General features: G+C 39.7%; 20 protein-coding genes and 2 tRNA genes. 8 read left to right on the top strand and 14 right to left on the bottom strand.

Translation table 11 applies throughout. From position 1 onward, the window contains the following. The first annotated feature begins 88 nt into the window (after nt 1-88). The 3 genes from AC07UV_RS21290 to AC07UV_RS21280 all read left to right on the top strand — a co-directional run bounded on the left by AC07UV_RS21290 (nt 89) and on the right by AC07UV_RS21280 (nt 3,048). Nucleotides 89-478 carry a hypothetical protein gene (locus tag AC07UV_RS21290; protein ID WP_495185211.1) on the top strand — a complete coding sequence of 130 codons (390 nt, stop codon included), beginning with the start codon at nt 89-91 and terminating at the stop codon, nt 476-478. Nucleotides 479-590: 112 nt separating this feature from the next. Beyond that, complete coding sequence (locus AC07UV_RS21285; protein WP_282252414.1) at nt 591-1,367, top strand: ABC transporter ATP-binding protein; 777 nt, start codon at nt 591-593, stop codon at nt 1,365-1,367. Nucleotide 1,368: 1 nt separating this feature from the next. Then, nucleotides 1,369-3,048: a hypothetical protein gene (locus AC07UV_RS21280; protein WP_495185210.1), complete on the top strand. Its 1,680-nt coding sequence runs from the start codon at nt 1,369-1,371 to the stop codon at nt 3,046-3,048. 52 nt (nt 3,049-3,100) lie between these two features. Here the strand turns inward: AC07UV_RS21280 and AC07UV_RS21275 are convergent, their stop codons facing one another. From AC07UV_RS21275 to AC07UV_RS21265, 3 genes are all read right to left on the bottom strand, one after another. Then, nucleotides 3,101-5,017 carry a peptide-N-glycosidase F-related protein gene (locus tag AC07UV_RS21275; RefSeq protein WP_495185209.1) on the bottom strand — a complete coding sequence of 639 codons (1,917 nt, stop codon included), beginning with the start codon at nt 5,015-5,017 and terminating at the stop codon, nt 3,101-3,103. Nucleotides 5,018-5,379: 362 nt separating this feature from the next. Then, nucleotides 5,380-5,453, bottom strand: a tRNA-Met gene (locus tag AC07UV_RS21270). 292 nt (nt 5,454-5,745) lie between these two features. Continuing rightward, nucleotides 5,746-5,819 (bottom strand) — tRNA-Met (locus AC07UV_RS21265). Nucleotides 5,820-5,884: 65 nt separating this feature from the next. On the opposite strand from AC07UV_RS21265, the gene AC07UV_RS21260 reads away from it, so the two are divergent. The 5 genes from AC07UV_RS21260 to AC07UV_RS21240 all read left to right on the top strand — a co-directional run bounded on the left by AC07UV_RS21260 (nt 5,885) and on the right by AC07UV_RS21240 (nt 11,563). Next, nucleotides 5,885-6,262, top strand: a complete 378-nt coding sequence (locus AC07UV_RS21260) for an START-like domain-containing protein (RefSeq protein ID WP_223581119.1) — start codon at nt 5,885-5,887, stop codon at nt 6,260-6,262. Nucleotides 6,263-6,363: 101 nt separating this feature from the next. Then, on the top strand, nt 6,364-7,848 hold the full coding sequence (locus AC07UV_RS21255) for an LptF/LptG family permease (RefSeq protein ID WP_120262236.1): 1,485 nt from the start codon (nt 6,364-6,366) through the stop codon (nt 7,846-7,848). A 72-nt stretch (nt 7,849-7,920) separates the two neighbouring features. Beyond that, entirely contained in the window at nt 7,921-9,135 is a 1,215-nt protein-coding gene (locus AC07UV_RS21250) for a bifunctional 3,4-dihydroxy-2-butanone-4-phosphate synthase/GTP cyclohydrolase II (protein ID WP_120262235.1), read from the top strand. Between the two features lie 397 nt (nt 9,136-9,532). Further along, nucleotides 9,533-9,967, top strand: coding sequence for a thiol-disulfide oxidoreductase DCC family protein (locus tag AC07UV_RS21245; protein WP_495185208.1), 435 nt, complete (start codon nt 9,533-9,535; stop codon nt 9,965-9,967). Nucleotides 9,968-10,132: 165 nt separating this feature from the next. After that, nucleotides 10,133-11,563 carry an NAD-dependent succinate-semialdehyde dehydrogenase gene (locus AC07UV_RS21240; RefSeq protein WP_495185207.1) on the top strand — a complete coding sequence of 477 codons (1,431 nt, stop codon included), beginning with the start codon at nt 10,133-10,135 and terminating at the stop codon, nt 11,561-11,563. Between the two features lie 160 nt (nt 11,564-11,723). On the opposite strand, the gene AC07UV_RS21235 is transcribed toward AC07UV_RS21240, so the two are convergent. The 11 genes from AC07UV_RS21235 to AC07UV_RS21185 form a co-directional block, all read right to left on the bottom strand. Further along, the gene (locus AC07UV_RS21235; RefSeq protein WP_495185206.1) at nt 11,724-12,530 is read right to left on the bottom strand and encodes a proline and serine-rich protein 1 family protein; all 807 of its coding nucleotides are present in this window, start codon (nt 12,528-12,530) and stop codon (nt 11,724-11,726) included. Nucleotides 12,531-12,586: 56 nt separating this feature from the next. Continuing rightward, complete coding sequence (locus AC07UV_RS21230; protein ID WP_495185205.1) at nt 12,587-13,147, bottom strand: CopD family protein; 561 nt, start codon at nt 13,145-13,147, stop codon at nt 12,587-12,589. A 203-nt stretch (nt 13,148-13,350) separates the two neighbouring features. Next, nucleotides 13,351-15,261: an MGH1-like glycoside hydrolase domain-containing protein gene (locus AC07UV_RS21225; RefSeq protein WP_495185204.1), complete on the bottom strand. Its 1,911-nt coding sequence runs from the start codon at nt 15,259-15,261 to the stop codon at nt 13,351-13,353. Then, nucleotides 15,258-15,860, bottom strand: a complete 603-nt coding sequence (locus AC07UV_RS21220; protein WP_120262230.1) for a LysO family transporter — start codon at nt 15,858-15,860, stop codon at nt 15,258-15,260. The genes AC07UV_RS21225 and AC07UV_RS21220 overlap by 4 nt, the downstream gene beginning before the upstream one ends. Then, on the bottom strand, nt 15,850-16,125 hold the full coding sequence (locus AC07UV_RS21215) for a LysO family transporter (protein WP_120262229.1): 276 nt from the start codon (nt 16,123-16,125) through the stop codon (nt 15,850-15,852). The genes AC07UV_RS21220 and AC07UV_RS21215 overlap by 11 nt, the downstream gene beginning before the upstream one ends. Before the next feature lie 5 nt (nt 16,126-16,130). Further along, nucleotides 16,131-17,654 (bottom strand): RagB/SusD family nutrient uptake outer membrane protein, encoded by a 1,524-nt coding sequence (locus AC07UV_RS21210; protein ID WP_495185203.1) that lies wholly within the window; start codon nt 17,652-17,654, stop codon nt 16,131-16,133. A 41-nt stretch (nt 17,655-17,695) separates the two neighbouring features. Beyond that, the gene (locus tag AC07UV_RS21205; protein ID WP_495185202.1) at nt 17,696-21,058 is read right to left on the bottom strand and encodes a SusC/RagA family TonB-linked outer membrane protein; all 3,363 of its coding nucleotides are present in this window, start codon (nt 21,056-21,058) and stop codon (nt 17,696-17,698) included. Nucleotides 21,059-21,106: 48 nt separating this feature from the next. Continuing rightward, nucleotides 21,107-22,123: a FecR family protein gene (locus AC07UV_RS21200; protein WP_495185201.1), complete on the bottom strand. Its 1,017-nt coding sequence runs from the start codon at nt 22,121-22,123 to the stop codon at nt 21,107-21,109. A 76-nt stretch (nt 22,124-22,199) separates the two neighbouring features. Continuing rightward, on the bottom strand, nt 22,200-22,796 hold the full coding sequence (locus AC07UV_RS21195; RefSeq protein WP_495185200.1) for an RNA polymerase sigma-70 factor: 597 nt from the start codon (nt 22,794-22,796) through the stop codon (nt 22,200-22,202). Nucleotides 22,797-23,072: 276 nt separating this feature from the next. Next, nucleotides 23,073-24,110, bottom strand: coding sequence for a uroporphyrinogen decarboxylase (hemE, locus tag AC07UV_RS21190; RefSeq protein WP_495185199.1), 1,038 nt, complete (start codon nt 24,108-24,110; stop codon nt 23,073-23,075). Beyond that, on the bottom strand, nt 24,110-24,628 hold the full coding sequence (locus AC07UV_RS21185) for a hypothetical protein (RefSeq protein ID WP_495185198.1): 519 nt from the start codon (nt 24,626-24,628) through the stop codon (nt 24,110-24,112). Before AC07UV_RS21185 ends, hemE begins: the two co-directional genes overlap by 1 nt. Nucleotides 24,629-24,635: the final 7 nt, after the last annotated feature.

Below are 24,635 nucleotides of genomic sequence, written 5' to 3'. Positions count from 1 at the left end.
AAATATACTCCATCGCTAGTATTGTGATAATTTCTAAAACTTTTCACGCTGCTGCTTGTTGTATTATTTGGAGATAAATCATAGAATTATGGCTAGCACAGAACACAAAAAGACGAAGGGAAAAGTCGAAGCTGACTACCCTGATTCGGAGCAAAATCTAGCTTACAACAAGGATATGGACAGTTATGAGATGGATGTGGACGATAATGATCCAGATTACGATCATCCGGCAAATTATGACACACTATCCGAAGGTGCAATAGATGATGACTCTACTTATGATAATTCAAATCCTTTTGTCGGTGATGAATACGCTGATCGCGAAGATTTAGAGGAAGATGCGCTAGAGGATGCACATATGCGAATCGAAAGTTTCAAGCACAATAGGCTATCTCCTTTAGATAAAAAGCTGGGCCAAAATGAAGAGGATCTCAGAGATGATCTTGATGAAGAAGGATATCCAAAAAATGATAGTTAGTTTTCCAATTATAAAGTAGTTTTGAAAGGAGTCTTAGGACTCCTTTTTTCTGAATAAATAAAGCCCGCAACTCTATATTTTTATGTAAGTTTACCTTAGAAGATTTAAATATATGGAAGGTATGTTGCCGCTCATTCGTATTGTTGACCTAAAAAAATCATACGGAACAAAAGAAATTTTAAAAGGGATCAATCTGGATATATTTCCAGGTCAGGTCATTGGCTATATAGGTCCCAATGGCGCAGGAAAGTCTACTACAGTCAAAATATTGACGGGATTGATTGAAGATTTCACTGGTAAAGTTGAGATCAATGGCATCGATATTCAAAAGGATCCGCTTTCCATAAAATCTCAACTCGGGTATGTTCCTGAAAATGCGGAGCTTTACGAAGTATTGACCCCAATGGAATATCTCGATTTTGTCGGAAAATTATACGGTATGGAGGATCATACTATCCAGGAACGTTCCCTCAAATTATTAAGCGCATTCGGTCTAGCCGTAAATGCTAATAATAGAATGGACACCTTTTCCAAAGGTATGCGTCAGAAGGTGCTCCTTATATCCGGTATTATCCATAATCCGCAGATCATCATCCTAGATGAGCCCCTGTCTGGGCTAGATGCCAATGCGGTAATCTTCGTAAAGGAACTCATATCGTTACTCGCCAAAGAAGGTAAGACTATTTTTTACTGCTCACACATGATGGATGTCGTTGAAAAAGTATCCGATCGAATCCTACTGATCAGTCAGGGGAGTATTATTGCAGATGGAACAATTGACGAATTGAAGTCAAATCCCAACGAATCACTTGAGCACATATTTGCAAAATTAACCAATACCGACAACGATGCACTGGATGCATCTGACATCATCACCGCTATTCAATAATATGGAAAGATATATCTTACGATTTATTCTTCTATTTAGGGGTGTCTGGGAAAATTTGGGGGTAAACTTTGCACAGTTTAAAATTATTCTAGAGACTAAAGTTACCCTAGATAACAGAAAGCCAATCACATTCAAGAAACGGAATACAGGAAAGTCTTCATCTTCGTCCTCTATTATACAGTTTATTATGTATATGGTCATTGGCTTGATGTTCATGGTTATTCTAATTCTAATTCCGGATCGCTACTTAGCTCTTGCAATTATGCTGCTTTGTTTTATCAGCATGCTGAGCATTACATTAGTGTCGGACTTTTCACCCATACTTTTGGATACCAGAGATCAATATATCATTATGCCCAAGCCGGTCAACGATCGAACGATAGCATTATCGCGAATAACATTTATTGCCATTAAACTTTTCAATCAGGTCATTGCATTATGCTTGCCACTTTTGATCTATGTCCTCTTCAACTGGGATATTATCGCTATTTTTCTACTGGTTGTACAACTGCTATTAAGCACACTTGTTGCATTGGTATTCGTCAATGGCTTCTATCTAATAAGCATCAAATATCTACCCATCCAAAAATTTAAAGATATTATTACCTATCTACAAATTGGGCTTTCAATGATCATTTTTTTAGCCTATTACCTTGGCCCCAATCTGATTCAAACGATCGTCGAGTCTCAATTGACCATTGAACAGCTCAAATTCCTTTGGTTATTTCCCAGTACCTGGATTGCTTCTTTTCAATCTCTGCTTTTGGGTGACCATAGTCTACAGATCATCCTATTTTCTGTTTTGGGTATAGCTGTTCCATTCTTTGGAATCTACGCTTGTACACAGTTATTTTCTAGGGGTTTTAACGCAAAAATAGCCGCTCTAGCCAGTGCAGATGCACCTTTACCTGAATCAACAAAGGTGATTTCGCAAAACTTCACAAAACGTCCGTTATATAAAAAATTAGGAACAAAGCTGTGCTCATCTCCACTTGAAGAGGCGGGGTTTAGTATCGTATGGCTTATAAGTTCAAAAACAAGGGAATTTAAGCAGCAGCTTTACCCCTCTTTGGCCTATTTACCCATCTATTTTATATTTCTATTTTTACGGACTGGTGAAGGCTTGCCGATAAGAGAAAAACTGGTTAAGTTAGGGCAATCTGGCTTATATATCGTTATGTTTTACCTCTCACTACTAACCATATTAACTGTATTTCAACTGATCACACAGAGCAATAAGTATAAGGCCGCTTGGATCTATTATGTCACTCCAATAGATCGTCCGGGACAATTTATGACCGGTGTACTTAAAGCATGTCTTATTAAATACGTACTACCATTTTATGTTCTATTTCTTTGCATTTGTGTTCCTTTATTCGGTATCAGCTCCATAAATGACTTATTGCTTTCCTCAGCTGTTGGTGGAATCGAAAGTATCCTCATCATGCTCTTCCTTGTAAAAAACTACCCTTTTTCCAAAGCGAGCCAATCCAGTTCAAAAGCGCTGGTCAATTTATTGATCTTAGGTCTGCTCGGACTTTTGGGTTATTTTCATAAAGTTATCTTTCAGTATGAACTATTGATTTGGGTGCTGGCGACACTCGGTTGGATATTATTTTTTATCATGCTCAAATATTTACAAAAAGAGGATTGGAAAAGTCTGGCCTTTGATGATAATTAAAAAATTGCTATGAATACACAGGCTCCAGAAATGGGACCTGTGTATTTCACGACTACTTTTTATTGATCCGTCCTTTAAATCGACTGATACCATCCATAAAAGCTTCAACAATTATCCTTCCTTTAGGAAGATGATTAAGATCATAGTTGAATATCGCATTTTTAACAGCTTTATATTCATGCTTTTGCCATAGCACACCATCAACCGTTATCCGCACGGTCATATCGCTCTGCTTATTGGATACCACATTTAACTGCGTTTGGTCAACCACCGATCTTGGATACAGGGAGAATGCATATTGAGCCTTTGTTGTATCCATTTCAAAACCCGAAACAGCCTTAAAACTAAACATTTCACCCACTCCACAATCACTTTCAAATGCATGAATAAGATTTCCTTTCAGGTCGAAGATACGAAGATAACCATCTCCGTTTTCGGGTTGTGCCCAAAACTGTAGTCCATTTCCAGCGGTATCTATTAGGTGAAAGGAGTAATTACCTGCAGCAAGGCGTATCGTATCAGTATAAAGTGTGAGTGCAGTCAACTGTGCTGCCTTCTTTTGAAAAACGGTATCCTGCTGAGCATTTATTAAAGAAATACTATTGTCTTGAGGTGCTTTATTTGTAAGAAATTTCACAACAAATTCATTCGGAAATTTCTCTGATGCTGTAAAAGCAACTTCCATTTCATTGTCTTCTGACCAAGCATCTTTCTTACCATTCGGTTTGATAAGCGCTACATGAAAGGCATTTTCACCGTCTTTTTCCTGAATTTCCCCTGGTAGCAATACATCTGCCACTTGATTAAAAGGGAGATTTCCCATCCAATGAAATGTTTTGGAAGGAAAACCCTTAGTTCCATACACAATTGTAAGCGAATGCAACGGATCTGCCCCAAGGTTTCTAAAAGCTATCCGTGGGCCAGAACTGGCTGGGTTTAATCTCGAAAAACGTTGCTCGTCGTTTGGTACCATAATAGATTCAACGGCCGCATCTATTTTTTGCTTGGGTTTCGAATAATGAAACAAGTAAGCTGAGATATTTTCAACAGCTTGTATATTGCTTGAAGCCGTATAGGGTTCCATTCGCAATGCTGCAGTATGGCGGCCCGGCTTTGTGAATACATCGATTACATCAGGTTGCTGCAGATCACCGGGACACCAATACGCCCGGTCAAAGATCCATGTCCCGCCTTGTGGGTATAAAGGGTTATCGCCACACTTTTTCCACATATCCCGCAAGTCAACGACCTTTCCGTCGAGCATGAGCTCACGCCATCGTGTACAAAACTCGCTGCAACCACGAGGCTTGTCCATACCATGTCCCGTATGTTGAATACGTATACGGCTTAAGTCCGCTTGCTCCAGCGATTCGTATGTTACAGGCAATAAATTCTCTTCTATCTTCTCATTGGGATCGCCGTATTTATAGCCCCTATTCCACAAAGGTGTTATACCCAGAGGTGTAACAACTGGAGTTCCCGATAGAATTTCGAAATCTATGCTAAGTGCCCAACCTACTGTTTTATCCTCAAAACCCGAATGTACATATACAATCTCGACACTATCCCGCAAAAAAGGAGCAAAGTCAGTCACATCTACCTGCCACTTCCAGTTCCACCCTTTGTTGTAAATGCTCCCATAAGGGGTAAGCATCCGGCCCAATTCATAGTTAAGCGCCTCTCCCTTCGCTCCTCCTTTACGTCTCAACACGATATGATCCAGATAATCCCAATGTGCAGTGTTCAAGCTATCAGGACTTCCCAAAGTAACATGCATGGTTATTTTTCTTACAGGGTATTCGGCCTTGGGAAATATCCCCCATGCTGGATAAGGGTTTTCACCTTTAGCAGCATCACAAATAATAGTAGTACGGTTGTGCGTGACAACATGGCTTACTGCTTTCTTTTGCGCAATAGCATGATAACCGATGATAAGCCACACTAGAATAAGAATAGGTCTGAAGTTCATTATAGTAAAAAATAATAGGTAAGAAACCGCATAAATATACATGAATTTAACGTCACAACCTATCATCAGGGGCCATCAGGCATAACATACACGGAAATTGTGCTTCAAAAAAAAGCTTGATCGCTAACACATGAATATTGTTAGGCCTTTAGGACCGAGTCATTAGCATATACATAGGATCGATAGCACAAAAGCCTTAAAGGATATCAGACAGTGGATCTTTTAGCGTCTAAGTTGTTGGAGCCTAAACAAGAAACACTCTTAAAGACAGTTTCCAAAAACTGATCCCAAAAAAATAGCTTGTTAATCAAGAGTGGTTAAAAAAAAAGGAAAATCTGTAATTAGACTTTCCTTTTTAAAAGTAGCGGGGAGCAGGATCGAACTGCCGACCTCAGGGTTATGAATCCTGCGCTCTAACCATCTGAGCTACCCCGCCGTTTCGGTATGCAAATATACCACTTCGCCTGTCAATTCAAAAGATTTTTTTATTTTTTTTAGCGATTTATCCTATTCAAAAATCATTATACCACACAACAAACTCATTCTTAACGAAGTAAAATTACGTTTCAATCATGAAAAAAGTCGGGACAATATTTGGGCGATTTTAAATTCAAATATTTGCGAAAAAGCTTTCAACTTTTCACAAAAAAACTTGCAATAACAAAATAAATATGTATTATTACAAATAATAAGTTTATGCAATAAAAAGCAAAATGGGAAGAGATTTGTAGCGGGGAGCAGAATCGAACTGCCGACCTTTGGGTTATGAATCCAACGCTCTAACCATCTGAGCTACCCCGCCATTTTGGGAATGCAAATATAGCTTATTTTTGATTTAAACAAACTAAAATTTAAAAAAACATTTTTATGGCAGATAAAATAAAATTCCAACTAGAATATATCATCAACTCTTCACCTAGAATTTTATTTCCGTATTTGCAAGAACCAAACGAACTGGCACAATGGTTTGCAGACGATGTAAACTACAAAGACACTGTTTATACCTTCATTTGGGACGATGAACCGCATCGCGCAAAAATCGTAGCATCAAAAGAAAACAAATCAGTGCGTTTTAAGTGGCTCGATGATGATCCTTATTACTTCGATCTAGAGATCGATCAAGATGAGCTGACAAACGATGTCGCACTTAAAATAATAGATTTTGCTAAAGAAGAGGACTTGGAAAATAGAAAATTAATCTGGAAAAATTCAATCGTCTATCTTCAAAGTGTTATAGGTGCATAAAAAAACCTATCTTTGCAATATATTTTCACCAAGGGCTCTAAAAGAGCTCCTTGGCTGGAAGATGCTTTAATGTAAAGGCATCAATTTGCTTAGCGTCACGGATGAAAAAGGTTCATTTACTTATTCTTCAAGCTTTCATTAAACCATTCATTGTCACATTTTTTATTGTGATGTTTGTGTTATTGATGCTTTTCCTATTTAAATACATCGATGATTTGATTGGAAAAGGATTTGAATGGTACACCATTATGGAGCTTATTGGGTATCAATGTATTGTTCAAATTCAAATGGCAATGCCCCTATCCATGTTGTTGTCTTCCATTATGACCTTTGGAAACCTGGGGGAAAGCTATGAGCTTGTGGCCATTAAAGCAGCCGGCGTATCTTTACGTAAAGCCATGACTCCCCTATTTATACTTGTGGCGATTTTTGCTACGAGTTCCTTTCTATTTTCCGATTACATTTTACCTGTGGTCAACCTAAAAATGGGAACCTTGCTGACAGACGTACGGAATAAAAAGGCTGACTTTCTGATCAAACCCGGTATTTTCAACAATACAATTCCAGGATACTCCATTCGTGCAAGAGGCAAAAATAGGGAAGGAACGATTCTCTATGACTTAATGATCTATGATCATCGAGGGGGCAATACAGCCAACAATGTACTAATGGCAAAAGAAGGATACATTTATAATTCACCGGACAATAGTTATATGATCCTCAAATTGAAGGACGGTATACGCTATGAAGAGTCGCGCACAAAGAACTCAAAAACATACGATCCACGCCAGCAATTCACACGCTTTAAATTTAAGGAAACGGAGCAGAAGTTCGACATGGGTAGCTTTCAACAAGGTAAAACAGATGAAAGTCTTTTCAAAAGCCACCATGCGATGTTAAATCTTAGGCAACTGGATATGTACATTGACTCCAACCATGTTAAAATAGACAGTATGGGTAAAGCAATTACAAGAACTCTTGATACGCGGTATAATATCTATTCGAAGTATTTCAGTGCAAATCAACCTGGCCTGCCAAAGGTTAAAGAAGCCAAGATCAAACCTTATAAAGATTTAGTAGCCGATCTTGTACCTCCGGAGCAACGGACACAGATCACCATGAACGCATTGAGCCAACTAAATTATTTAAAAGAGGATCTCAACAGTCGCACCCTTGAATTTAAGGATTACAAAACAAAAGATATCCGTTATCGCATCGAATGGCATAGAAAGTTTACTTTGGCCGTATCTTGTCTACTTTTATTTGCTATCGGAGCACCTCTAGGTGCCATCATTAGAAAAGGAGGTCTCGGACTTCCGGTCGTTATGGCTATTATTTTCTTCTTAATCTATCATATCATCTCCACAGTGTCGGAAAAAACGGCTAAAGATGGTGCTATATCTTCGGCTGTAGGTATGTGGATGGCTATTATCATATTAACTCCCCTCGCTGCATTTTTAACGTATAAATCGACTACAGATTCGGCTTTATTTGATATCGATCAGTACAAATTAAAAGCGGAAGCTGCCTGGAAATGGATCAAAGAGAAATTTGGTAAAAAGAATAAATTAAAAGAGTCACATTAGATTTGTGACAGCGCTATTATAAATAAAATTAGATTCTACACTAACTTTGTATCAATACAATATAACAATTAAATGGAATTCAAATTAAACACGATCGAAGAAGCGATCGCTGATATACAAGCAGGAAAAGTAGTTATCGTCGTAGATGACGAAGATCGTGAAAATGAAGGTGATTTTATCACCGCAGCTCGCAACGCAACTCCCGAAATTATCAACTTTATGGCGACCCATGGTCGGGGTTTAGTATGTGCTCCTATCACCAAAGAGAGAGCAGATGCTTTGCATCTTGACCTGATGGTGGGACAAAATACAGCTGTTTATGAGACTAATTTCACCGTTTCTATTGACTTACAAGGATACGGTTGTACAACAGGGATCTCTGCATCTGATCGTTCAAAGACGATCAAAGCGATGATAGACCCAAATATTCACTACGAAGAGTTGGGTAGACCTGGTCATATCTTTCCATTGATAGCTAAAGATGGCGGTGTACTACGTCGTACAGGACATACCGAAGCAACTGTTGACCTTGCTCGTTTGGCAGGTTTTGAACCTGCAGGTGTATTGGTCGAGATCTTAAAAGAAGATGGTGAAATGGCTAGACTACCGGAATTAATGGAAGTAGCCAAAAAATTTGATTTAAAAATCATCAGTATTGAGGACCTTATTGAATACCGCTTAAAACACGATTCATTGATTACTGAAGAGGTGACTGTCAATATGCCTACACAATATGGTGATTTTCAAATGAAAGCCTTTACACAAAAAGATACGGGTGAACAACATCTTGCCCTTTATAAAGGTGAATGGAACGAAGATGAACCTATTCTTGTTCGTGTACATAGTTCCTGTGTGACCGGTGATATTTTCGGATCTTGCCGTTGTGATTGTGGACCTCAGCTTCACAAAGCGATGGAGATGATCCAAAACGAAGGAAAAGGTGTGATTGTCTATATGAATCAGGAAGGCCGTGGTATTGGACTGATTAATAAATTGCATGCCTACAAATTACAAGAGAATGGATTGGATACCGTTGATGCCAATGCTCAACTTGGATTTAAAGCTGATTTGAGAGATTATGGTGTTGGTGCACAAATCCTTAGAAATCTAGGGGTAACAAAAATGCGCTTGATGTCCAATAACCCAACAAAACGTGCAGGATTGGTCGGCTATGGACTGGAAATCGTAGAAAACGTTCCTATTGAGATCACCGCGAATCCTTACAACGAAGAGTATCTGCGAACAAAAAGGGATCGTATGGGACATACCATTATGAAGAACTTGTAATAAAGATCAAAAAAAATATTTCAGAAGCGGTGTTTTTCATAGAAACACCGCTTTTTTTATGAAAGTGTTTTTTATTGATTTGCATTTTTTTCATCCGTATAAGTTTGTTTATTCATTATTCAATTTTCCCTTTAAGCATTCATACTGCCTTCGGCGGTTTCAATTGTGATGAAGCTATCAGATTTATTCATCGAGTGTATGTTTTAAGCGGCATTCATGAGCTCGCTTTGCCTGGTTATTCATTCCCCTATGTGATTGAATAAATCATGATGGTTTCATTAGGGCATCAATGAGCTTGCTACGCTCGGCTTATTGGCCAGAAAAAACCTTCAATAGATTTTCATTGTTGTTGATTCTTGTTAAAGCATGAAGGTTTTGTGAAAGATGTGATGTTATCATGGCAGTTCTTTCAGTAAATAGAAGTAACTTTATATTAATGAATACGCAAGGAAAACATATCATCTTTTTTGACGGTGATTGCTTAGTTTGTAATCGTTTTGTCCAAATCCTATTGAAACTAGACTCCAATAATAGGCTTCTTTTTAGTTCCTTACAATCTGACTTCGCTAAAAATAATTTACACACTATTCCAAAAAATATAGATACTATTGTTTATATGTCTCCTAGCGGTACTTATATAAAAAGCGAAGCCATATTGAACATCTGCAAAACATTGGGTCTTCCCTATTCAATCGTCTATTTCCTCAAAATACTACCGAAAAAGTGGCGAGACGCGTGCTATGACTATTTTGCAAAAAATCGCTACAAATGGTTTGGAACAAATAAGTATTGCGCGGTTCCCAACGCACAGCAACGGAGAAAATTCGTCTAAGCAAAGCTTCCCATAAAATTGCCTGTTTGCGAAACAATAGGCAGACGAATATTGTTCCAAAAACAGCTGATATACCAAACAGCCAAGGTAATACATCAGCAAGAATAAATAAGTACAGGTCACAAATAACAGCAATGGCTTGTAAAAACAAAAATAATGACTCCAATGAAAAATCCACTTTTAATTAACAGAGCTTATATAAACGGAAAATTTATCACATCAAAAAATACGTTTGATGTTGTCAACCCCGCCACTGGAAAGACAATTGCAGCATTACCGGATCTTAAGGTAGCAGATTGCACAAAAGCGATACAAGCTGCTGATCAGGCATGGAAAAGCTGGAAAAACACGACAATTTCGGAACGATGTACTATTGTTCGCAATTGGTATAATCTTATTCAACAAAATAAAGACCTGCTTGCTGAAATTATGACACTAGAGAGTGGAAAACCGCTCAATGAATCAAAAGTAGAAGTAGATTATGGGAATTCATTTGTTGAATGGTTTGCTGAAGAGGGTAAGAGGGCTTATGGGGAAACGATCCCCACTCAGAAAAAAGGCACACGAATGATGACCATCCGACAAGGTGTCGGGGTCGTTGCGGCAATTACGCCTTGGAATTTCCCTTTGGCCATGATCACCCGAAAAGTCGCTCCAGCACTTGTTGCAGGTTGTACAGTTGTACTCAAACCCGCATCCCAAACACCTTTATCCGCGATCGCATTGGTCAAACTAGCCGAAGAGGCAGGTCTGCCAAAAGGTGTCTTTAATGTCATTACCGGAAAGGACAGTGTTGGTATAGGAAAGGAACTGGCGACAAATGATCTTGTACGTAAACTTTCTTTTACAGGCTCTACTGAGGTAGGTAGGATATTGATCGAACAATCAGCCTCAAACATTAAGAAAGTCTCCATGGAACTCGGCGGAAATGCTCCTTTCCTTGTATTTAATGACGCAGATATCAACGCCGCAGTGGAAGGTGCTATCGCTGGTAAGTTCCGAAACGCTGGGCAAACTTGCGTCTCAATCAACCGCTTCCTAGTCCAGGAAGACGTCTACGACGAATTCGCTACAAAACTAGCCCATGCTGTGGGTCAATTAAAGGTGGGCAATGGGCTGGACAAAGGTATTCAGGTAGGGCCATTGATCAATGCCAAAGGTTTAGAAAAAGTGCAACATCATGTTCAAGATGCTTTGAATCATGGAGCAGAATTGGCAGCTGGTGGACATGTGATCAAAGGTCTGTTTTTCCAACCTACAGTTCTTACCAATATCCCTAAAGAAGCACTGATATTTCACGAAGAAACTTTTGGTCCAGTTTGCGCATTGTTTAGTTTCAAAACAGAAGAAGATGGTATAGCCTTAGCCAATCACACCGAATTTGGCCTTGCCTCTTATTTCTACAGTACCAATATCAATCGCTGCTTTCGTGTGGCGGAACAGCTTGAGGCGGGTATGGTAGGCGTTAACACAGGATTAATATCGAATGCTGCAGCTCCATTTGGTGGGGTAAAACAATCTGGCGTTGGTCGTGAGGGATCAAAACATGGCCTCGATGAATACATGGAATGGAAGTACATCTGTTTCGCCGAATAAATACGATCTAGCTTAACTTAAAGGGGCTACTCATGCCACAAAATCCATTGTTTCGTGGAAATTTGGCGCAAATAGCCCCTTTGTTCATACAGCCACATTTAATTTCATTCATAGGCAATTGCAGTTAAAAAGGCTAGTTTCAATCCAAACCTACAGGCAGCTAACGCTGCGTTTTAATAAATGCTGTCAATTTTTCCCTAGTAGAACTAAAGGACAGCGCATCGCCTACCTTATCATAGTTCTCTTTATCCACACAACTTGGATAAGCGTATTTAGCAAAAGCCAGTTTATTATCGTCCCTGATAAATAGTTCCATGAGATCTATGATTTCGGAACTGCGCAATCGCCTATTTTTCAGCTCTTGAGCCGCCACTTGCAAGCGGTCCTGATCATTTTCTTTTTGATTGAGCAGATCATTCAATTGGTTAGCTTCATTTTTATCCTGATAATCCGTATTGTCGATCGGATCTTCCTGATTTTGTTGATTATTATTTCTATCATTCTCAGACCGGCCATATCGCTCGTCTTGTTGTTGATCCCGATCGTACCTATCTTCATTATAATCGCCATTATTGTAGTTATCGCCATTGCGATAATTATCATTATAGCGACCAACAGGATTCATCGATTCCAGAACAATACCTCTATTTCCGCCACGGCTGCTTACCGAAAACACAACATCCAAGTATTGACCATCTCGATTGACAAGCTGCACAGCACTTCCGCTCAGTGTTCTCCGCTGTCTGTTTGCAAATACAATACGGAGATTATACCTCGGGTTTTGCAAATTCGGCACACGAATATCAGTCGAGGGCCTATTATTATACAAAACATTATTGATATAAAGAAAGAAGGGAACATCGGTCGAATAGATATTTAATGTTCCGCCGTAAGGTCTATAGCGTTGGGCAAATCCTCCAGTTGCGATAGCAAGCAACATGATCACAGTCAAAAGTCTCTTGTACATATTCCTTTTCAATTTATAATCGTTCGACTAACGAGAATAGAAAAGGATTAAGAAAATTAAGAATTTAACGTTTTATCCGCATTATTCTTATTTCTGATTTTTTTGTAGAGTTTCACAGCCATCATCAGGGAAATGGACAGTATTAAAAGTCCCAGAACACCGAATATCCAATTGAGAGCAGATTTTAATACGACTGTAAATACGATAGCAAATAATAAGACGGTCGCCAGCTCATTCCAAAGACGCAATTTGGTCGAGGACCAAGTCGATGATTCCCCTTTTAATTGAAACATAATACGTTGGCAAGCAAAATGATAAAGGATCAGTCCCAATACAAAGGTGAGCTTGACATGCATCCAGCCCATGGTCAACAATCCCGGATTAATATATAACATGACGAGAGCTGCCAGAATAGTGAGGTACATGGCTGGTGTTGTGATGATCCACCACAATTTACTCTCCATCAGTATAAACTGTTTATGCAAAACCCTATACTCTTCCGCAGATTTGGATTTAGCTTCGGTATGGTAAATGAATAAGCGAACGATATAAAATAAACCAGCCATCCAACAAACCACAAAGATAATATGAACTGCTTTTGCGTATAAATAGACCATGGGTACAAAAATAAGAAAAGTTAGGGGCAATCAATAAAGCTAGGCTTTAATTAGAAAAATCTTACATGAAGTATACAAAAGACGAAAGTCCATCCCGACTACTTAGTTTTAGTTTTCAATAATGCATGTTAAATAAACAACGCTTCCAATCCGATATAGATAGTATGACTTATCGGATTGGAAGCGTTGGTATTTCAACTGATCTATTTCTTTTGTGGAGAAGTTTTCAGTTCCTTATATAACAGAAATAAATGGGCTGCAGACCAGCTAAAATGTGGTGCTTTGAGCCTTTTGCCTGTGCGTGCTTCATAGTTTTCATGAATTGGTCCATTACCAGATAAGCCCTCCAATCGCTCAAAGACTTGTTTGGTATACATATCGGCTTCCTTTTGATAACCGTATTTCCTTAAACCAGCAATTGCGAAATAGACCTGATCCAACCAAATAGGCCCGCGCCAGTATCCTCTATCCATGAATTTGGCGTTGTCTAGAGCCGCAGTAGGAAAAGGTACAAAGGAGGCAAATTTAGCCGTATCCTGCATCACACGAACCACAGCTTCAGCTTGTGGCACAGTAGCCAAACCTGTCCACAATGGCGACCAGCCTTCAGGACCAAAACATGGAATAAGCGCTCCATTCAGTTTGCGATCAAAATAATAACCGCGATCCTGGTCGAAGAAGTAATCCATGGCAAGATATGATTCTTTTTTCCCCCGAAATGGTACTCCGAGCAATTCCGCAAAATGCATCAGATATTTTCGTTCCAACTCAAGATAAGCACTGAGCTCCACAGATTCCTGATCCATGCTCCAGGCACCTTTTTCATTCAATAACATCTGGGTACTATCGTACCGAATAGCGTTGTCCATACCGCTCTCCCACTTGGCAGCTTCCAATGTTCCATCCGTAGCACCATACTCACAGATACCATTTTTATTGTGATCCCGATAGCGGAACCACCATTCATGGTACAAGACTAGTTTATCGTACATTTCCCGTACAAACGATAGGTCATGATCGGCTTCATAGATCGCATTTACCGCCCAGGCAGCTAATGGCGGTTTGGAATCACGGTAATTATTCTCGCGATGGTCCGTATAGATACAATCGGCAATCATCCCGACGCTATCTTGAAAGTCAAACATAGCGCGAACCTGATCTTTCGCTAAAGCGGGATCTATCTGCGCCAATGCAACGGCATGCTTCCATGAATCCCATGCCCAAAATCCAACAAAATAGTCAGCTACATGTGAAGGGACAACACCATCATGTTTTAATTCCTTTTTTGCACTCCGCCAATTGCTCATCAGGGTCATCATACTTTTCACCATAATGCGATGTTCCTCCATGGAGAGCTCCGGACGAGTATTTGAGCTGATATAATTCACCCATCGTGCTGTATGTTGCATGCTCAAAGTCTTGCTTTGCTCAACAACTGTTTCTGTCGTTACGAGTGCCTTTTCTAAGGTGATCGGGTTGGCATAATGGGCCAGGACAATCTCTGTATCAGCTTTTTCTAAATGCGCTTGATATTTCCCCTGATCAAAAGTTACTTTCACACCAACTTCAAAAGATAGTAAAAGAAGTTCTCCATTTGGAAGTTTAGACCACAGGGTATTACCTGCCAATGTCCATTGCCCTTGATTGAGATTGCCATAGGTCCATAGTACCTTTGATGATCTGTTTTTAATATGTAATATGGCTGTTGTTGATGAGACCTGTTTAAGAGTTTGCTCAACTTCCATATCCTCCCCTCGCAAACGCATCCACAGGCGATCCGGATAATAACAACTGCTATCACGGCTCAATAGATTTTTTTCTCCAGCCGGAGCTGTTCCAATCTGCAGCAATGCACTACTTAACCAGGCACGCCCATCCAGATCATAGGGTCCACAAAAACCTGTTACTGTCTTATTTTCATGAATGCCAAATCCGACCCAGGCGCCGCGGTCGGTATAAAAGGGATTTGTTCGGCGAGTGGAACCCTCTGGTTGTTGCTCCACCCTTAACAATCCACCATAGCCATCCATTTTAGGGGACTTGACCGTATTGCATCCTATCAAAATCAAACAAAAACTAATTGTAACCCATAAGGTGTCGATCTTATTTCTCATAAATAACAAAAAAAAGTAACTAAAAAGGGTACACTGAGGTCAATCAATATACCATGGATGATCGCAACGAGAACATATTGTTTGCCGGAGTATTGTGTGATAATGGGTAATGCAGTATCCATACTTGTGGCGCCCGCAACAGAAATCGGCGCCAGCGGGCCAAACCATTTTCGAGCTAATGGGGCCATCAATAGCGCCATTAATTCACGCATCAAATTCGACATCAATGCTATAGTTCCCAATGTGACACCCTTATATTGTGTAATAAAAATACTTGATAAAGAGTAGTAACCAAATCCAGATCCTACAGCCATACTTTCAGCGGCATTCCAGTCGCGGATAAAGAAACTGATGATAAACGTACCTATCAATGTTCCAACGATAGTTGCCAGGGGAACGAGCACGATGCTTAAATTAACTTTTCGTAGAGATATCAAGAGTTCCCTATCATAACCAATGGTAACCCCAACCAACAACATCAATGCATAGAGGACATAAGTATTCCATTCTTCTTTCAACAATTCGGCTGGAATAATTCCCTTGAAACCGACAAAAACACCCACAACAAAAAATGCGAGAATGATCAAACTACCTTTCATGTTTGCTAAAGAATAAACGATAAACGAACCATGAGCAAAGAACACTTCCAGCGACTCCGGCCAATGTGATCAGTATAGCTTGCAACCCCAATGTATCAAGATTGTCTACTATTTTTGGATTCTGTCCGACCTCTCGTCCCAGAAGAAACAGTAAGGCAAATATGACCAATCGGACAAGAATACCTGTATGTTTAAGAATAGGAAAGGACCGAAGTCCTATCCCTATTCCTACACCTAAAAGCATGACAAAAAAAACGGTAAACATGATCCTTAATTAATTTTATCATTTGACTTGATCTCCAATAATGGAACAGGATAAAAGTTGTGCTTAGCCGGATCAAAACTATTCCGACCAATAGCTTGCAATGCTTCTTTCGCTTTTCCCCATCTTCTCATATCGTAGAATCGGGTATTTTCCAAGGCAAACTCCACGATACGCTCATGTTCGATACGTTTTTTGACTTCGGTAACAGACAAATTCAAAGGAAGTGCCGGCATATCTGCCCGCTGGCGTACCTGATTGATCAAAGGGATGGCGTCTGCAGGACGATTACGTTCATTTAAGGTTTCAGCCAATAACAACAACACATCAGCATAACGCATCAATGGAAGATTGACTGCTGTGCGGGACTTATCTAAATCGGCTGCTGTTCGTGGTAAATACTTTCTGAAACTTGCCCGGTCAGATCCAGCCCCAAATATTTCATCGTAGGTAAAGCCATAAACTCCCCCATTCTTCAAATCATTAAAATAAGGATCATTGCAGAATACGGTCTGGTACATACGTGAGTCATAACGTCCTGTTGTAGCGATCTTACCCTCCTTTTTAAATTCGTTTAAGAGCATCTTGCTTGGTAAGATTTCATCCCAACCGCCCAACTCTCCTACAGCGATCCACTTATGCAGTGCTGTGCGGTAACTCGCACCATTAGCGGTATTATCAGTAAATTGAAGTTCAAAAATAGATTCTGCGCTATTTTTATTGGTTCCGTCAAACATAGACAGGAAATCTTTTTCCAGGTTATACCCTGATACGGCTTTAAAAGCCTGTTCAGCTTTTCCGAGCAGTTCCTCTTTCTTGGCCGCATTTTCATATGCTGATGTTAAGTAGCTGTAGCCAAGGTAAGCATTCGCCGCCCCTCTTGTAGCTCGACCAACATTGGACGCCTCCTGTTTCACAGGTAAATTGCCAACCGCAGCCTCCAGATCCCCGATAATAAAAGCCCAAGCTTCATCACGTGTAGATAAGGCCTTGTTAATCTTTCCTTCGCTGGTGATATATTGATCGCGTATAACGATCTTTTCCCAGTTAAGCAATAGTTTTAAATGGTAATAGGCGCGTAAGAACTTTGCTTCGGCAATAATCTGATTTTTCTTATTTGCATCCATTTCAATCGGTGCAGTCTTCTCTATCACTTGATTTGCATAAGAAATACCGCGATATGCTTTACTCCAATAGGCCGTAAATTGACTATTACCATTGGTATAGGTAAAATTATAGAGTTCTACCCAAGTCTGATAGTTCAATGCATCGCTACCGATTTCACAAGCATCTTCACGATAAGCCTCGACCGGAAATTTTACCTCCGCAAATTCCCATACATCAGTTGCTGCTTCCAACTGCGAATAGGCAGCAGAAAGTCCAGACTCAGCATCCTCTGCATTACGCCAGAAGTTATCTGAAGTAAGTTTGTCCGGTGATGTTAAATCCAATTTATCGCTGCAGGACAATGTCGTGCTTAGCGCGCAAGCAATACAAAGAATCCATTTATAATTTGTTCTATTCTTTTTCATCTTCTAGTTTCTTTAATTATGATACAATAAATACCCAAGTCTTAAAATGTAAATTGAACTCCAAAGGAATAGGACTTGGTAAATGGAAAAATATAACGGTCTACCCCTGTATTCAACACACTGGATTTATTGTTAACTCCAGATGGTGCAAACTCAGGATCAATTCCCTTGTATTTTGTCCAGGTATATATATTCTGTCCACTGATATAAAACCGTAGATTTTCTGAACGGATCGCATGCAATAGATTTTTAGGCAAAGTATACCCGATCTGTAGCTGACGTAGTCTAATAAAGTTACCCGATTCCAAAAAGCGTGTGGACTCACGGCTGTTTCCATTTGGATCTTGTAATACAGCACGCGGAACATCGGTATTCCGATTGTTTTCGGTCCATGCATTTAACGTACTGCTCAAAAAGTTGGATCCAGAACTCATGGCTTCAAAAAAGTAGCGATTCCCATTATAGAGTTTATGGCCCCAGCCACTTCCGATCAAAGCCGAAAAATCAAAGCCTTTGTAAGAAGCACCAAGATTCAAACCTACTTCCAATTTAGGAATCCCTGTACCACTGTATTTCTTGTCTTCATCATCAATCACACCATTACCATCGACATCGACAAAACGGATATCGCCCGGCTTGGCATTATCTTGTAGTAATTTCCCCTCCTTGTTGACATGTTTGTTCACCTCCTCTATGCTCTGAAAGATACCATCGGTTTGGTAAAGGAAGAATCCTCCAATCGGATATCCTACACGAGTCTGATTAGGAAAATGTTCAGTATCGAATTTTAGACCATTTCCCAAAAGAATCTGGTCTTCATTAGCGAGGCTGACGACCTTATTTTTGAGGGTTGAAAGATTTAAGCCGATATCGTATTGAAACTCATTTTTCCGATTTGCATACTTGAGTTCAAGCTCAAAACCTGAGTTTCGGATCTTCCCTACATTTAATGTCGGATCTTCCAAACCTGCAGAAGGAGCAACTTTCTTAGTGATCAAAAGATCATTGGTGGTCTTAATAAAATAATTTACCGAACCTCTTAATACATTATTGAATAGACCAAAGTCTGCTCCTATGTTTTTAGACTCTGTGGTCTCCCAGCTCAACAGTCGATTCTCAAGCCCCATTGCAATACTACCTGGCCAAGGATTGCCACTTCCGCGCACATATCCCATGTATAAATTATTGTAGGTGCTGATCAGCGCCTGGTGGTCGTAGTACCCCAAAGCGACCTCATTTCCGAGTTTCCCCCAGCTTCCTCTTAATTTCAGATTCGACACAAAGGATTCTTTCGGGAAGAATGATTCCTCATCGATCTTCCAGCCCAATGCTATTGAAGGAAAACTTCCATATCGGCTATCCTTTCCAAATTTGGATGAACCATCACGACGTAAGGTTAACTGTACAAGGTAACGGTCGGCATACGAGTAATTGACACGACCAAAGATAGACATGCGGTTATAGTCATATTTAGAACCATCTGCGGAGAATGTTCCACCTTGTCCCGAACTGATCGTCATAAAATTGGGATCCAAAAACCCTTCGGCACTTTCCTTGCTCATCAGTTTACCATTCTCAACCGAGTATACAATCTTCTTTCCTTCAACACCTACATTATTCCAGTTGGATTCTTGCATATTCAACGAACTACCCAACAGCGCGTTTAAGCTATGTTTTCCAAATTCTGTTTTATAGTTCAGGAGATTATCAAAGACCTGTTCCTGCCAATAGCTGCGTCCCTCCCAATAAAAAGGAAATTCATACGGATTCTTTTCATCCGAGGCGAATGGAGGATAATGGTAATAATTTTGTGTATTGATCGCGTTAAAGGCATAGCTTGTTTTAAAGGTTAAGCCTTTCATGATATCCACGCTAACAAAAGCATTTCCGGCGAAATCCTGCTTTTTTGTCCAGCTTGTTTTATAATGTTCGTCGGCAATCACATTGACATTATTGGGAATACCGCCCCAATTTGTCAAACCAAAACCACCTTTTTCCGCCGAGTCATACACAGGTACCAAAGGCGAAATCATATAGGCCTCCTTTAGACTAAAGTTGGGACCATGATATTTCGAATTCGTGTAGGCCATATTCCCTTCCACGGTAAAGATATTTTTCTTGGTTCCCAATTTCATACGGACATTTTCCTTTTTGAAATCGTTCGCGATAACGACACCTTTGTCATTACTTAAATTCGCGGACAGGGAATAGCGGGTATTGTCTTGCCCGCCCCTGATGGCGACACTATTCGCTGTAGAAAGTCCGGTACGGAACACCTCCTCTTGCCAATCGGTATTATTGGTACCCGGCTTGTTGATGTAGTCAGGGAGTTTGACTGGCGTCGTAGCATACTTATTGTATTCGTCATACATTTGACGGTGCACTTTTACATAACCGTCAGCATCGAGTACTTTTAGTCGATTGGATGTTTCGGTTACATTCGTAAAGCTATTGATGTCTACCAGAATTTTTCCGGCTTTACCGGCTTTCGTTGTGACGATAACAACACCATTGGCAGCCACAGAACCATATATTGCGGCTGCGGCACCATCTTTGAGTACCTCCATGCTCTCAATATCATTGGGGTTGACATTACTGATTGTACCTGGGAAACCATCTATGATATACAGTGGTTCATTACTGCCGAAGGTATTGACTCCACGGATCTTGACCTGCACTCCCGCCCCAGCAATACCGCTATTTTTTTGCACATTGACACCAGCTGCCACCCCTTGTAATGCCTCAGCAGGGTTTGTCGTTGCACGTTTTGCCAGATCTTTTGTGCTAATGCTTGCTATTGCCCCCGTGACGTCAGACTTCTTTAAAGTACCGTATCCAATCACAACGACCTCGTCAAGTTCTCTATTTCCACCAGTTAAGGTGATATCAACATCTTTTCCCGCTTGTACATTAATTTGTTGGTTTTGGTAACCTACATAGCTAACCTGAAGTAAGTCCTTCGCATTGACTTCTAGAGAAAAGGTACCTGAAAGATCTGTAGCGACGGTCTTTCCACTGCCCGAAGCATGTATACTCACACCGGGTAATGGTTCACCTTTTTCATTTACAACAGTCCCTTTTACTTGCCCCGTTTGCTTTTTGTTTGCAGCCTTACGTTTTAATAAAATCCGTTTCCCCGTAATGTCGTATGTAATCGAGCTCTCTTGTAGCGCATCTTTCAATAGAGCTTCCAAGCTGCTTGCCTGACTATCATAGAAAAGTGGGGTCTTGACATCTACATCCGAATTACTGAACATAAATGAATAACCATACTTTTTTTCAACAATCTCGATAAGTGACTTAAGATTTGAAGACTCCTTTTTGCCTGATATCTGCTGCGCGTTTACAGCAAAGAAGGTCTGGCTGAGGAGTAAAAGACTCATCAGAATAGGTTTCTTTTTCATAATTTATGGTATATTTTGTTTTAAGTAGTTTACATCATCAATTTTTGGTTATCGTTTTTTTGAAACTATAGCTACAGATTTGCCTGCTATTGTGTATTGGATTGGTGTAATGACATTGATCAATTCCAAAATTTCTCGTAAACTTTCAGTTTTCACTTTGAATGTATAATGTCTATCGGACTCTGCTCCCCTCCAAGTAATATTGACACCATACCAACGTTCCAATTTCTTAAGAACACTTTCCAAAGATTCGTTCTCAAAAACAAGTTCTTCTGATTTCCAGGTGCTATATTGTATCGCGTCCAAATGTCGTATTTGCGTATACCGACCAGTCCGTTTATCCAGTTGGATCCAATCATTAGGTTTTAATTCTCCTATCAATTGTCCTTTTTTATCTTTTATCGCAACTTTTCCACGCAGCAGGGATACCTCTATCTTCGCATCATCCGCATAGGCTGAAACATCGAAAGCAGTTCCTTTCACCACAACATCCAAATGGGAAGTCTGCACGGTGAAAGGCATATTTTCTTTTTTTACCACATCAAAAAATGCCTCGCCTTCGAGTGTAATCTTACGATCATGTTGATTGAATGCATGCGAATAGCTCATCTTAGTTCCCGCATTTAACCAAGCTTTTGATCCATCAGGTAATATAACCTGTGACTTTTGTCCTAAAGCCGTATAAACAATCGTTTGATCCTGCGAAGATTTATTCATTGAAATATTACGCTGAATAAAATACGTTCCCAATGTCCCTGACAGAAAAATAAGAATGGCCGCAGCACTAACCAACCACCAAAAACGGTTACGGTCAAAAACAATAGTTTTTACAACAGGTTGGATACGATCTTGGATTTTGTCCCATATCCGTGGACGATCTGCCCGATCGATGATCAGTGGCGGTTCTTTGAGATGTATCCATTCGTTTTCCAGCTGCAAAAGATAATGACGATTTTGTTCACTTGAATCGAGCCAAGCTACAATCGCTTCATTTTCCTTTACATCACTCTCTTTTTTTAGATATCGAACTAATTGCTCCAGTGACGGCTTATAACTGCTATTCATTATTTTGGGTTTACGACAAATAGACACCTAGAGCGGAGAAAACCCCTAAAAGATTTTGTGTTTTTTTTAAAAATATTTAACCGAGTGTGGAAAGGCCTACACCACACATCGTTAAAACCAATAAAATCGAATCTGGATACAGTATTTGATAGCGTTCAAGTATATGTGCCCGTATTTTTTTAGACGCAATGGACATCTGATTTTCGACTGTCTTGATGGATATTTGCAGTTCCTGAGCTGCCTGCTGATAGGTCTTCTGTTCTTCCTTACAGTATTGATAGACGATTTTACATTTTTCAGGCAATTTGCCTATAGCTTCCTGATAAACAAGGGAAAACTCCTCCATATTGATACACTCCTCTGCTTCCTGGCGGGTCATTTCCTCCCTAAACCAACGTTCCAAATGAGCAGTACGTGCACTTTCATTGCGTAAAGCATTGAGCACACGGTTACGGGCTGCCCGATAAAGATAAGTCTTGACATGGAAAATATGGATTTGATCCCGATCTTCCCATAGTTTAACAAATACATCCTGCAAACAGTCCTCCACCAACTGTACATCACGCGTATAATACCCTAAGAAACGGCATAGCTCGTCAAAATAATGATGAAACACTTCTTCCAGTGCTTCTTCATTAATCAGCAGCCCATCCATCAAGGTATTTTTACTCATTTATTAGGTTTTGCGACTAAGCTATAAAATAAAACAAGATTTACAAAAAAAGTAAGTGTGCTCATTTTAACATATTTTGCACGAATTTTCACCATGTCCATTATAACCCGCATTTAATGTATTACAAATACATTAAAAAAAGCTTTTTAACTATTCCCAACTGCCCTCTTTTACTCAAAAAAAAGACCTGCCAGTTATAGCAAGTCTTCTTTCTTCTTGATCGGATGTTATCTAAAATCTTGTTTCGTTTTTTCAGAACTCTTTCCAATCAAAAGTTTAATACCTAAATTCTTTCACAACCTCGATTGCATATTTTACATTATCAAAAGGAATATCAGGCATAATACCATGTCCTAAATTGAATATAAAACCATTCTCTCCGCGCATACGCTCAAATAATTCTATAATTTTCTTTTTTATAACAGGCTTTTCAGCATAGAGTACAAACGGATCTAAATTCCCTTGAACTGCTATTCCTTGAGGCAAAGATTGCTTCATATTTTTAAGATCTGCATTCCAGTCGATCGAAACCACATCTGGCTGCGCCTCCACCATCATTGGAGCAAAGACAGATGATCCTTTACAGAAAGATATTACAGGAATATCCTTGCGGTTCAATTTGGAGATGATCTGTTTGTTATAATAATGTGAAAAATCACGGTAATCATTCCAAGACAAAGCCAAAGCCCAGCTATCAAATAATTGGATCGCATTTACGCCTGCCACAATCTGCATATTAAGATATTCTACCGTTACATCAGCAATCTTTTGAAGGATTGTATGTGCCAATTCAGGTTGATTGTTTAACATCAACTTCGTCAACTTGAAATCCTTTGAGGAACCGCCTTCAACCAAATAACTTAAAATGGTAAAAGGTGCTCCCGCAAAACCGATCAATGGAATACGATTATCAAGACGTTGTTGAATTACTTTTATGGCATCCGCAACATATTGCAATTTATCCAGACAGTCAACCGATAATGCCTCAGCATCTTTGACAGAACGAATTGGATTAGAAAAACGAGGACCTACTCCTTGTTCAAATGACAGATCGCCACCCATTGCCTCTGCTGTAACCAAAATATCCGAAAACAAGATCGCCGCATCTATTCCCAACAAATCCACGGGTAACATCGTTACGTCTGCTGCAATCTCTGGTGTTTTGCACATTTCGAGAAAAGAATACTTGTTTTTGATATCCCAGTATTCTTTCATAAAGCGTCCAGCCTGACGCATCATCCACACAGGAGGTCTCTCCGTTTGCTGCGAGAATGCAGCTCTAATCAATAAGTCGTTTTGTAAAGTAGTACTCACTATAAATGTTTTGAAATTTCGTTTTCTATTTTTGTAATAATACTGACCTGTCTTGCAGTTAAATGCAATTTGTTAGCCACATCTGTATACGCCCTTGCTCGTTCATAATCCGTTTTTCGCAGCGCGATATTAGCCAGATTGATCATTACCATACCTTTTTCATTATCTTTTTTCCAGGGTAGACGGGAAGCCAGCTGAAAATGATATTCAGCCTCATCGATACGATCCTCCTTTAGAGCTATATTTCCCATCATAAATTCATAAAAATTACGACGGCCTTTACGAAGGGTATCCGGATTTTTTATTTCGGATAACAAGTTTTTTGTCTTTTCATAGTCTTGCCGATGAAAAGCTTGTGTTGCCAAGAAAACTGACCCCTCCCGAAAATGGCTCCAAATTAGATAACCAATTCCACCAGCCAACAATACGGCTGTCTGGTAATGACCTTGGTATAAACCATAGCCCAAAAATAACGCAGCAATAAAAATAACGGCTATTCTAGCCTTAATTGTCATCATCTTTTAT

This window comes from Sphingobacterium sp. GW821-FHT03E03 (genome assembly GCF_059420745.1).
The sequence above is the reverse complement of the archived record's forward strand: the minus strand, read 5'-3'. Positions and strand labels throughout refer to the sequence as shown.